The 11,362-nt window shown below is 64.0% G+C and carries 10 protein-coding genes; 6 read left to right on the plus strand and 4 right to left on the minus strand.

Going from position 1 to position 11,362, the window contains the following annotated elements:
- A complete protein-coding gene (locus tag RAD10_RS05285) occupies positions 1 to 300 on the plus strand; it encodes a winged helix-turn-helix domain-containing protein (protein ID WP_461616619.1) in 300 nt (99 codons plus the stop codon).
- A gap of 220 nt (positions 301 to 520) precedes the next feature.
- Here RAD10_RS05285 and RAD10_RS05290 read toward each other — a convergent pair whose 3' ends face one another.
- Together RAD10_RS05290 and RAD10_RS05295 are read right to left on the minus strand one after the other, a co-directional pair.
- Complete coding sequence (locus RAD10_RS05290; RefSeq protein ID WP_461616620.1) at positions 521 to 1,735, minus strand: hypothetical protein; 1,215 nt, start codon at positions 1,733 to 1,735, stop codon at positions 521 to 523.
- 59 nt (positions 1,736 to 1,794) lie between these two features.
- Positions 1,795 to 2,553: a hypothetical protein gene (locus RAD10_RS05295; protein ID WP_461616621.1), complete on the minus strand. Its 759-nt coding sequence runs from the start codon at positions 2,551 to 2,553 to the stop codon at positions 1,795 to 1,797.
- A gap of 391 nt (positions 2,554 to 2,944) precedes the next feature.
- Between RAD10_RS05295 and purD the strand changes: the two genes are divergently transcribed.
- Positions 2,945 to 4,228, plus strand: a complete 1,284-nt coding sequence (gene purD, locus RAD10_RS05300) for a phosphoribosylamine--glycine ligase (RefSeq protein ID WP_461616622.1) — start codon at positions 2,945 to 2,947, stop codon at positions 4,226 to 4,228.
- 189 nt (positions 4,229 to 4,417) lie between these two features.
- A complete protein-coding gene (locus tag RAD10_RS05305; RefSeq protein ID WP_461616623.1) occupies positions 4,418 to 5,320 on the plus strand; it encodes an alpha/beta fold hydrolase in 903 nt (300 codons plus the stop codon).
- 155 nt (positions 5,321 to 5,475) lie between these two features.
- On the opposite strand, the gene RAD10_RS05310 is transcribed toward RAD10_RS05305, so the two are convergent.
- Positions 5,476 to 5,934 (minus strand): nucleoside deaminase, encoded by a 459-nt coding sequence (locus RAD10_RS05310; protein WP_461616624.1) that lies wholly within the window; start codon positions 5,932 to 5,934, stop codon positions 5,476 to 5,478.
- A gap of 120 nt (positions 5,935 to 6,054) precedes the next feature.
- Between RAD10_RS05310 and RAD10_RS05315 the strand changes: the two genes are divergently transcribed.
- Positions 6,055 to 8,088: a pseudouridine synthase gene (locus RAD10_RS05315; protein WP_461616625.1), complete on the plus strand. Its 2,034-nt coding sequence runs from the start codon at positions 6,055 to 6,057 to the stop codon at positions 8,086 to 8,088.
- A 1-nt stretch (position 8,089) separates the two neighbouring features.
- The gene (gene rsmD / locus RAD10_RS05320) at positions 8,090 to 8,644 is read left to right on the plus strand and encodes a 16S rRNA (guanine(966)-N(2))-methyltransferase RsmD (RefSeq protein ID WP_461616626.1); all 555 of its coding nucleotides are present in this window, start codon (positions 8,090 to 8,092) and stop codon (positions 8,642 to 8,644) included.
- A 120-nt stretch (positions 8,645 to 8,764) separates the two neighbouring features.
- Here the strand turns inward: rsmD and mutL are convergent, their stop codons facing one another.
- Positions 8,765 to 10,579: a DNA mismatch repair endonuclease MutL gene (gene mutL / locus RAD10_RS05325; RefSeq protein ID WP_461616627.1), complete on the minus strand. Its 1,815-nt coding sequence runs from the start codon at positions 10,577 to 10,579 to the stop codon at positions 8,765 to 8,767.
- A 256-nt stretch (positions 10,580 to 10,835) separates the two neighbouring features.
- Between mutL and RAD10_RS05330 the strand changes: the two genes are divergently transcribed.
- Positions 10,836 to 11,153 carry a ribbon-helix-helix domain-containing protein gene (locus tag RAD10_RS05330; protein WP_091958671.1) on the plus strand — a complete coding sequence of 106 codons (318 nt, stop codon included), beginning with the start codon at positions 10,836 to 10,838 and terminating at the stop codon, positions 11,151 to 11,153.
- The last annotated feature ends 209 nt before the right edge of the window (positions 11,154 to 11,362 follow it).

The following is an 11,362-nucleotide window of genomic DNA, read 5'->3' on the forward strand; positions in this document are numbered from 1 at the left end:
GTGGCGGAGCTCGACGACATCATCCACCAGCCGCTGCGGCTGAAGATCATGGCGGCGCTGAACGCGCTGCCTACGACAGCGGGGCTGGAGTTCTCGCGGCTGAAGAAGCTGACCGGCGCCACCGACGGCAATCTCGGCGCGCATATCGAGACTTTGGCCAAGGCGGGCTATGTGTCGGTGGAGAAGGCGTTCGTGGGGAAGAAGCCGCAGACCACGGTGACGGCGACCGCTGCGGGGCGCGGGGCGTTTGCGCGGCATGTGGCGACGTTGCAGGAGATTATTGCGGGGAGGCAGGTGTAGCCTGCGATGCCGATTATGGCGCACTCTCCCCCTTGCGGGAGAGAGCATTTGGCAGATGCAGGCTCACTCGGGTGAGGGGTTGAGCGGCGCAACGCACCGATGCATCCCGATTTCAATGGTTGTTTCCAAGGCCGTGCCCTGCAGAAGATGCTGAAGGCCGGGCTCCTTAGCCAGATCACAAAACGATGAACGACGAGACCTTCCGCGACTTGCGTCTCGCCTATCGCTCCGCACCATACAGCTCATTTGCAAGCTGTCGGACCTCGTCGGTGGCAGAGTCGCCAATCTGCTTGAGATAATCCAAAAATTCTTGCTGGTTGCTCATCGAGAATATGCGCGCTTTGTATGACAATTCGGAGCGAAGCCGACCTTGCTGCAATAGTGACGCGCACTGTCTGTCTACAAACATGGCATCCACAAAGGGCCCATACGTGGCGATAGCCGTGAAGTCGTTCAGGATGCCGGCACCTATGTTTGGGCTTTGCCCGGACGACACTCTCCAGCCGATGGCGGCGATTAGGTAAGCGAAGATTTTATGCGCTGGCTGTTCCTGATTCCCCGGCCAGTCAAGAAACTTGGATACTTCATTGAAGGCATCTTGAGGTGGTACGCCTCGATGAACGAACATAGCGGCAAGTTGACGGTACCGATTCATCAAGCCAAAGCGCAACTCCAACACACTCGATGGATCGTCCGAAGCCATTGCCGCCTGTGTTTTGGCAACTTGATCACGTAGAGCCTCGCGCATGGCGGACCCGTAGCTGGATAGCTCGTGCTTTAGGATTTGGTCGAACGTCGGTCGGTTCTTTGCCCAACCTTCGGCTAGGCTCTTTAAGCTCGTCTCTGCGACCGATCGATCCCTACGTAGGCCCGGAGCAAAAATCGAATAATCGGAATCGACGCTGATGTGGTAAACTGGGAGCCAATCGTTGCGGTCACCGGACAGAATATCATCGACGTTAAAGGTCAGAGTAGGAGGGCTGGAACCCCTGATATATGCCTCAGCAAATTCCCACTCTTGATTTGTTGCAATTTCGTCGGTTCTCTCAAAAAACGTCTCGCCGCTGAACATCTCATGCGCCAACCTCAACTCGCTTGGCGAGTGCCAGACAATCGTCTCGTCCGAATGCAGGTTGGAGGCCGGGAATATGACCTGCTGGCGCTTGTAAGCGAGGTCAGCAAGCTCGTAACATCTTTGCCAAAATGTTGCGCTTGGTGCGCCCAGCCGACGCTTCCCCTCTTTTGTCTTGTAGAGCTCGGATACCGCAAACTGATCCAAGTAGACGACACGCTTATCAACGTGAGGAAGAATCTCGTCGTGAGAGTACCGGCAATCTGCGCAGCGCTTAGTGACGGTGTTGTCGTCAACTGAAAGCGTCCCGAATCTCTCTTTTTTGCACTTCGGGCATTTTCGAAACGGAGGCAATTCGAACATTCTAGGATCCAATTACGAGATGATGACTTCCTGCTATGCCGATTCCGACGTCCTTTGAGCTAAGCGGTGAGGTTATCCCACTCGCGAGCGACCCACTGGCACATGTGGAGGAACTGACGCAGGGCTTCATCCGCATTTGATGTATCAATAAGGCTGGCCCGACCGTGCGCGGCATCATCTCGCCACAGCGAAACGATACCTGCAAAAGTTGTTAGAGTGTTGCGCCTTTGCGCGTCGGCTTGGCCAATGATCATGTTTAACACCGCTTGGCGTCCTCGATTGGCGCGGTACGCTTTCAATACCCTTTCCTCGTCCCGCTCTTTAGTGATCGCAATTGCTAGTAAAACGGACTCGGCGGCTGCGCCGACCATTGCACAGCAAGCCAGCCATGCTTCAGCGTTTCGGCACCTGATGGCTTCCATGGCGCGCTGGTGAAATCCATCACCGAAAAGTTTTCGATAGCCGTTGAAGGTCGCCGCAAGTGAGCCGGGTTGCGCGATCAGAATGGTTGCTGCGTCAAGATTTGTTAGAGCGGCACGCCCAGCAACGGTGAGCGAATAACCGCCTTCCTCGACAGCTTGCTCGCCGGACCGTCGGACGCCCGGTCGAACAATTCCGCGCCTGCACAATTCCCAAGCTGCTTCGTAGAATATCGGCGACAGCTCGCGAACCGGACCGTCCAAGTAGTGCTCGTGAGGATGCCGCTGTCGAGCTGCAAACTCTGCTCCAGTGCGTGCGTACAGGTCATATCCGTAGTTTCGTGCGCGGTCATTCCGCAGAAGCTCGAGCAGTGTGGCAATTGCCTCATCTAAATCCATGTGTCTCTCCGAAGAACGACGCTAACCGCTGAGCGCTACGATCGACGGGCCCAATTGCCGTGCGCGCCCGAAGGCTTCACTCGAATCAGCGTGTCCCTCACGATGGCACAATGCAGGGTAGCAATACGTCCCTTGGGGTGCATGTCCCGGTTATTCACAGGGGGCGCTACAACGCGATATCCGTCGTCACCGGATTGGCAGCGGCTTGATGGATCAGGCGAGCGGTCCTTTCCCAGAAACCGAAGCGTTCCACTGCAGCTGTCCTGCCAAAAGTTGACGTTGTAAGCGTCGCCTACTTCGAATGAGGGGAGGTCGGGCGCCGCCCCCCTTGAGCCCCGCCCCGATTCGTGCGACCTCCGCCTCCAGCAAAACCCCTCATTTCGAGCCTTCGATGCACATTCTCCTGCTCGGTTCCGGTGGCCGCGAACATGCCCTGGCGTGGAAGATCGCGGCCTCCCCCCTGGTGACCAAGTTCTGGTGCGCGCCCGGCAATGCCGGCATCGCGCGGGAGGCGGAATGCGTGGCGCTCGATATCGCCGACCATGCCGCGGTGATCGACTTCTGCAAGACGAACAAGGTCGAGCTCGTGGTGGTCGGGCCGGAGACGCCGCTGGCGGCCGGCATCGTCGATGATCTCACCGCTGCCGGCATCAAGGCATTCGGCCCGAGCAGGATCCCCGCCCAGCTCGAAAGCTCCAAGGGCTTCACCAAGGCGCTGTGCACTGAATTCGGCATTCCGACCGGTGCCTATAAGCGCTTCACCAATGCCAAGGACGCGCGCGACTACGTTGGCAGCCAGGGCGCGCCGATCGTGGTGAAGGCCGACGGGCTCGCCGCCGGCAAGGGTGTCGTCGTCGCCAAGACCGTGCGCGAGGCCGAAGACGCCATCGCCATGATGTTCGAGGGCGCCTTCGGTGAGGCCGGCACTGAAGTCGTGATCGAGGAGTTTCTGCCGGGCCGCGAGATCAGCTTCTTTGCGCTGTGCGACGGCGAGACCGCCATTCCGCTGGCCTCCGCCCAGGACCACAAGCGCGTGTTCGACCACGACGTCGGCCCGAACACCGGCGGCATGGGCGCCTATTCGCCGACGCCTTTGGTCACGCCCGCGATCCACGACGCCATCATGGCGAAGATCATTTTGCCGACGGTCGCCGGCATGAAGCAGCGCGGCACGCCGTTCCGCGGCATTCTCTACGCCGGCATCATGCTGACGACGCAGGGCCCAAAACTGTTCGAGTTCAACGTCCGCTTCGGCGATCCCGAGTGCCAGGTGCTGATGCTGCGCATGATGTCGGACATCGTGCCGGCGTTCCTCGCCGCCTGCGACGGACAGCTGAAGAATTTCGATCTGCGCTGGCATCCGGACTCCGCGCTCACGGTGGTGATGGCGGCGAAGGGTTATCCCGGCGACTACCAGAAGGGCACGCGGATCGAGGGGCTCGATGACGCGGCGAAGGTGGACACCGTCGAGATCTTCCACGCCGGCACGGTCGAGAAGGACGGTGCGATCCTCGCCAATGGCGGCCGTGTGCTCAATGTCTGCGCGCTCGGCAAGTCCGTGACGGAAGCGCAGGCCCGCGCCTATCAGGCCGTCGACCGCATCAGCTGGCCCGAGGGCTTCTGCCGCCGCGACATTGGCTGGCAGGCGGTGGAGGCGGAGAAGGCCAAGGGCTGAGCGAGGGCTCGTCCAGAGCTAGCTTGGCGCGGTCGTCGTCACCGGATGGCCACATGTGCACCCCAGAATGTGTAATCCGTCGCGGGGCTTACTGACCCCGATGATGATACCGGTACTGTGCATGGGGTTGTTTTCGCAATTTTAGGTGTCGGGGCCGGCCCCGACTGACCCTTTAAAGGATGCAACAAGATGTCCGATCTCGCCGACCTCTATCCGGGTTTTGCCTCCGAATGGATCAACACCTCGTTCGGCCGCATCTTCGCCCGCGTCGGCGGCAGCGGGCCGCCGCTGCTGCTCCTGCACGGCTTCTCCGAAACCCATGTGATGTGGCACCAGGTCGCGCCTGAGCTGGCCAAGCACTTCACGCTGATCATCGCCGACTTGCCGGGCTATGGCTGGTCCGACATGCCCGAGAGCGATGCGCTGCATATCCCCTACAGCAAGCGCGCCATGGCCAAGGCGATGGTGGAAGTGATGGAGCGGCTCGGCCACGTGCACTTCGCGCTGGCCGGCCACGACCGCGGCGGCCGCGTCTCCTATCGCCTCGCGCTCGACCATCCCGGCCGGCTGTCGAAGCTCGCGGTGCTCGATATCCTGCCGACCTATAATTACTGGGAGCGGATGAACCGCGCCTACGCGCTGAAGATCTATCACTGGACCTTCCTGGCGCAGCCCTATCCGCTGCCGGAGACGCTGATCTCTGGCAATGGCGAGTTCTTCCTGCGCTTCAAGATGGCGAGCCAGACCAAGTCGAGGACATTGGAAGCCATCGACCCGCGCGCGCTCGAGCATTACCTCGCCCCGTTCCGCGATCCCGCCCGCGTGCATGCGATGTGCGAGGACTACCGCGCCGGCGCCTATTTCGACTACGACCTCGACAAGGCCGATTTCGAAGCCGGCAAGAAGATCACCATTCCGATGCTGGCGCTGTGGGGCAATGCCGGCGTGGCCCAGGCCGCGGCGACGCCGCTCGACACCTGGCAGCAATGGGCGACGAACGTTGCGGGCATGCCGGTGGATTCCGGGCACTTCCTCACCGAGGAGAATCCCGACGTGACAGCAGAGGCGCTGCGGGAGTTCTTCGTGGCTTGAGAGCCGCGCTGGGTGCCAATACTCAGCTGTCATCGTGCGCACTTGCGCACTGGGGCGGACGATCCAGTACGCCGCGGCGGCCGTGATGAATCTCGATGTCTCTGGAATACTGGATTCCCCGCTTTCGCGGGGAATGACGGCGGAGTATGCGGCTCCTACCGCCGCTCCCGAAAGAACTCCTTGAGCAGCCGCGCCGCCTCGCTCTCGCCGACGCCGGAATAGACGTCCGGGGCGTGATGGCAGGTCGGCGAGGTGAAGAACCGCACGCCTGATTCCACCGCGCCGCCCTTGGGGTCGGCGGCGCCGTAATAGAGGCGCCTCACCCTTGCAAACGAGATCGCGCCCGCACACATGGTGCAGGGCTCCAGCGTCACGTAGAGGTCGCAGTCGACGAGGCGCTCGCTGCCGATCTTTTTCGCCGCCTCGCGCAGCGCGACAAGTTCGGCATGGGCCGTGGGGTCATGGTCGGTCAGCGTCCGGTTCGCCGCGGTGGCGATGACCTCGTAATTGCGGACCACCACGCACCCGATCGGAACTTCGCCCGCTTTTCCGGCATTTTCGGCCGCCAGAAGCGCCAAATCCATGAAAGAGGGGGCTTTCAAGCCTCGTATCATCCGAAGAAACCTGCTAGTAGCTGCGCCTTCAGCAGAAGTGCTTACCGGTTTTGCCTGGGCATGCGGCTCCGAACGAGCGCGCACAATGCTCAACGGCCACCCCCTTGAGTGAGATCATTCATGCCTCGCGACAGCGACAAAGACAACGATTCCCGCGGCCGGCGAGGCCCGCCCAAAGGCGGCCGTTCCGGCAAGGCGCGCGGCCCCGAGAAGAAGTTCGCCAAGCGCGGTTTTGAGGGCAAGAGCGAGGGGAGGGGCGATCGCGACAGCCGCCCGCCCCGCGAGGGCAAACCGTTCCGCCGCCGCGAGGAGGGCGATGCCCCGCGCCGCGATTTTTCCGACCGTCCCCGCTTCAAGCGCGACGACCGCGGTGAGGATCGCGGCGAGCGCAGCTTCAAGCCGCGCGGCGACCGGCCGTTTTCCGATCGTTCTTCGCGCGATGGCGAGAAGCGGCCGTTCAAGCCGCGCGGTGATCGCCCCTCCTATGGCCGCGACGACCGTCCGCCGCGGAGCCGGGATCGCGACGATTCCCGCCCCGCCGGCCGTTCAGGCGACAAGAAATTCGGTGACAAGCGGCCCTACGCGCCGCGTGGCGATCGTCCGGAACGCAAGTTCGACGGCGAACGGAAGTTTTCGCGGGGCGGTCCTGATCGCGAGCGCGGTGATTCAAAGCCGTGGCAGAAGCGCGACGACCGTCCGCGTGGCGATCGTCCGCCGCGCAAGGATTTTGGCAAAGGCCCGCGCAAGGATTTCGGCGGCCGTGATCGCGGCGAGGACAAGCCCTGGCAGAAGCGCGAAGGCGGCGATGACCGTCCGCGCTTCTCGCGTTCACGCGACGATCGCGCATCCGGTGACCGTCCGTTCCGCGAGCGGCCCAAATTCGATCGGCCGCGCGAGGATCGTCCGAAATTCGATCGCCCCCGTCGCGACGGCGATGGCGACCGCGGCGGGCGTGGTGGCGACCGGCCGAAATTCAATCGTCCGCGCGAGCGCTCGGAAGGCCGTTCCGATTGGCACGAGCATCCGCGCAGCGAAGGCCGTTTCGGCGATCGCCCGCGCCGTGAAAACGAGGACGACAGCAGGATTTTCGAGAAGCGTCCGGCCTTCGGCGGCCGCGGCGCCTATCGCGAGCGCGACCGCGATTTCGACCGCCGGCCGCGCCGCGAGGAAGAGCCGAAGCCGAAGAAGGCCGGCGAGCGCATCGCCAAGGCGCTGGCCCGCGCGGGGCTTGCCTCGCGCCGCGATGCCGAGGAGATGGTCACGCAGGGCCGCGTCACCGTCAACGGCCGCGTCATCAACTCGCCCGCGCTCGACATTACCAAGAACGACGTCGTTCTGGTCGACGGCAAGCCGTTGCCGGAGCGCGAGCGCACGCGGCTGTTCCTTTATCACAAGCCGCGCGGACTGATGACCACGCATGACGACCCCGAGGGTCGTCCGACCGTGTTCGACAATCTGCCCGAAGGCCTGCCGCGGCTGATCTCCATCGGCCGGCTCGACTTCAACACCGAAGGCCTCTTGCTGCTCACCAATGACGGCGGCCTCGCGCGCACGCTCGAACTGCCGGACACCGGCTGGCTGCGCCGCTATCGGGTTCGCGCTCATGGCGACGTCACCCAGGCGCAGCTCGACGAGCTCAAGAACGGCATCGAGGTCGAGGGCGTCAAATACGGTCCGATCGAAGCGACGCTGGAGCGCGATCAGGGCGCCAATGTCTGGCTGGTGTTCGCGATCCGCGAAGGCAAGAACCGCGAGGTGCGCAATGTCTGCGCCCATCTCGGGCTCGAGGTGAACCGGCTGATCCGGGTCTCCTACGGTCCGTTCCAGCTCGGCGAGGTGCCCGAAGGTCAGGTCGAGGAGATCAAGTCGCGCGTGCTGCGCGACCAGCTCGGCGACAAGGTGATCGAAAAGTCGGGGGCGCAGTTCGACGTGCCCTCGAAATCCTCGCGCGTCGACGATGCGCCGCGCGAGACGAAGCCTGCCAGCAAGCGCGCGGTGATCAACGACCGCAAGGGCCGCCGCGTGCTGGTGCAGCGCACCGGCAGCGAGGAGGCGCGCGAGCGCAACGAGGAAGAGGCCAACGGCTATGGTCCGCCGCGCCGTCCCAAGCGCGGCTATCACGGCAAGCGCGACCTGACGCCGCGGGAGGACTAGCTTGCGCGTCGTCGGCGGCAGGTTGAAGGGGCGCAATCTCGCCTCACCGTCCTCGCGCGACATCCGCCCCACCGCGGACCGCCTGCGCGAGTCCGTCTTCAACATCCTCGTGCACGCCTATGACGATCCGATCGAAGACGCGCGCGTGCTCGATCTCTTCGCCGGCACTGGCGCGCTCGGCATCGAGGCCTCGTCGCGCGGGGCGAAGTTCACGTTGTTCGTCGACAACGGCGCGGAGGCGCGGGCGCTGCTGCGCAACAACGTCGAGTCGCTTGGCCTCGGCGGCGTGACGAAAGTCTATCGCCGCGACGCGACCGATCTGGGCCCCGCGCATCCCGTCGAGCCGTTCTCGCTGGCGTTCCTCGATCCGCCCTATGGCAAGGGGTTTGCCGAGAAGGCGCTGGCGAGCTTGCGCGACGGCGGCTGGCTCACTCCGGGCGCGCTGATCGTGGTCGAGGAGGCGAAGGCCGCGCAGTTCGTGACGCCGGAAGGTTTCGAGGAGTTGGAGCGGCGGGCGTATGACGATACGGAGTTCGTGTTTCTGAGGAAGCCGTAGCTGCGCTGCCGTAGGGTGGGCAAAGGCGCGACGCGCCGTGCCCACGCACTTTGCACAATCGCGATAGGTGGTGGGCACGCTTCGCTTTGCCCACCCTACGGCACCTTCACCACGGCACCGTCACCTTCGCCCGAACAGCTTCTCCACATCGCTGAGCTTCAGCTCGACATAGGTCGGCCGGCCGTGGTTGCACTGGCCGGAGTTCGGGGTGTCCTCCATCTCGCGGAGCAGGGCGTTCATCTCTTCCGGCCGCAACCTTCGGCCGGCGCGCACCGAGCCGTGGCAGGCCATGGTGGCGGCGACATGCATCAGGCGGCGCTCGAGCGGCAGCGCCTCGTCCCACTCGGCCATGTGCTCGGAGAGATCGCGCAAGAGGCCGCCCGCATTGGTCTTGCCGAGCAGCGAGGGCGTCTCGCGCACCGCGACCGCGCCGGGGCCGAAGGATTCGATGGCGAGGCCGAACGATGCGAGCTCCTCGCTGCGCTCCAGGAGACGCTCGACCGTCGCCTCGTCCATCTCGACGATCTCAGGGATGAGGAGGATCTGCCGCTGCACGCCGTTCGCAGCCAGCGAGGCCTTCAGCCGCTCATAAACGATGCGTTCATGCGCGGCATGCTGGTCGACGATGATCAATCCGTCGCGGGTCTGCGAGACGATATAGGTCTCGTGGATCTGCGTACGCGCGGCACCGAGCGGGCGGTCGACGAGATCGCTGGCGGGCTGGGACTCGATCCGCACGTCCGCACTGGGCGCGCCGACGTCGAAGGCGGCCTGCGTGCGCTCTGCGAAAGCGGGTGCGGCGGCACCTTCAAATGACGGCATCGGCGCAACGGGCGCGGACGGCGAAGCCCGCCAGTCCCAGCTTGCGGGACGCGGCGGCGTGAAGGCCGGCCGGAACGAGGACAACGCGCTCTCACCGCTGTTGGCGGCCGTGCGTCGGCCCTCCCGCGCGAGCCCCTCTTTCAATCCGTGTACGATCAGCGCGCGGACGAGGCCGGCGTTGCGGAAGCGCACTTCGGTCTTGGCCGGATGCACGTTGGCGTCGACCTCGCGCGGATCCAGCGTGACGAACAGCGCCAGCACGGGATGCCGGTCGCGTGGCAGATAATCGGCATAGGCTCCGCGCACCGCCCCCAGGATCAGCTTGTCGCGGACCGGGCGGCCGTTGACGAAGAGATATTGCCCGAGCGCATTGGCTTTGGTCAGCGCAGGTGCCGCGGCATAGCCGGCGACGACGACGCCCTCGCGCTCGGCATGGACCTCGAAGGCATGGCTGCGAAACTCAGCGCCCAGGATGTCGCCAAGCCGCGTCAGGCGGCCGGCGGCGCCGGGCAGGGCGGCAGCCCAGGTCACCGGTGCGCGCTCCTCGCCCGCCAGCGTGAAGGCGATATCGGGCCGCGCCATGGCCAGCCGTCGCACCACCTCGCGGATCGCCTCGGCCTCGGTGCGGTCGGTCTTCAAAAATTTCAGCCGGGCCGGCGTCGCGTAGAAGAGGTCGCCAACCTCGACGCGGGTGCCATGTGCCAGCGCCGCCGGCATGATCTCGGACTTCTCGCCGCCCTCGACCGTGAGCGCCCAGGCGTGCGGCTCACCGGCATGCCGGGTGGTGATGGACAGTCGTGCCACCGAGCCGATCGAGGGCAGCGCCTCGCCGCGGAACCCGAGCGTACGAATCTGGAGCAAATCCTCGTCGTCGAGCTTCGACGTGGCGTGGCGCTCGACCGCGAGCGCGAGGTCTTTCGCGGTCATGCCGCCGCCGTCGTCGGTGATGCCGATCCGCCGCCGGCCGCCGCCATCGGTGAAGACGTCGATCCGGCTCGCGCCGGCATCGATGGCGTTTTCGACCAGCTCCTTGACCACGCTTGCCGGTCTTTCGACCACCTCGCCGGCGGCGATGCGGTTGACGACTTGCTCTGGAAGCTGGCGGACGGGCATGAGGTTCTGAGTTTTAGGCTTACGAATCTGGATTCGCGGACAGCGCTATTCTAGGCCGTGTTGCGTCAAAAGCATGTGTTGGGCAACAGCCGTGTGGCCGCCTGGGGAAGAGGGCTGCCTATCACATTGAAGACATTGAGCGTTCGAGAAAAATGCGCAGGCCGGGACCTGCCGACATCCGACGACGGTCCGGATTGTGAGGCGCCGGGCAGCGGTGTAGCATCGTGAAAAAACGGCAACAGGACGGGAGGACGCCATGTGCCATCTCTTCGCGCATCAGCCCCAGGGCGATTACGAATCCCAGACCCGCTCCTTGCGGATCGATGGCCATTGCACCTCAATCCGGCTGGAAATGGCGTTCTGGGACACGCTGGAGGAGATCGCGGCCAGGGAGGCCATGAGCCTCGGCAAGTTCCTGACGACGCTCTACAACGAGGTGCTCGACCATCATGGCGAGGTCAACAATTTCGCCTCGCTGCTGCGGTGTTCGTGTTTGATCTATCGCTCGAAGAGCATGGCGACGGTGCCGGAGTTCAAGGCGACGGTGACGCCGATTCTCGATGCGGCGGAGTAGCTGCTCCACCCTCGATGTCGTCCCGGCCTAGTGCGCAATTGGGCACGGGCGCCGGGATCCATACCGCGTGATCTATCGATGACGGAAGTTCGGAGTACCGAACGACCAATCTCCGCCAAACTACTCCCTGTGGTTATGGGTCCCGCTTTCGCGGGGACGACACCCTGAGTGTGGATATGCAATCCCGCCTCAATGCCGTCCCGGCGATC

The organism is Bradyrhizobium sp. 23AC, assembly GCF_054863025.1.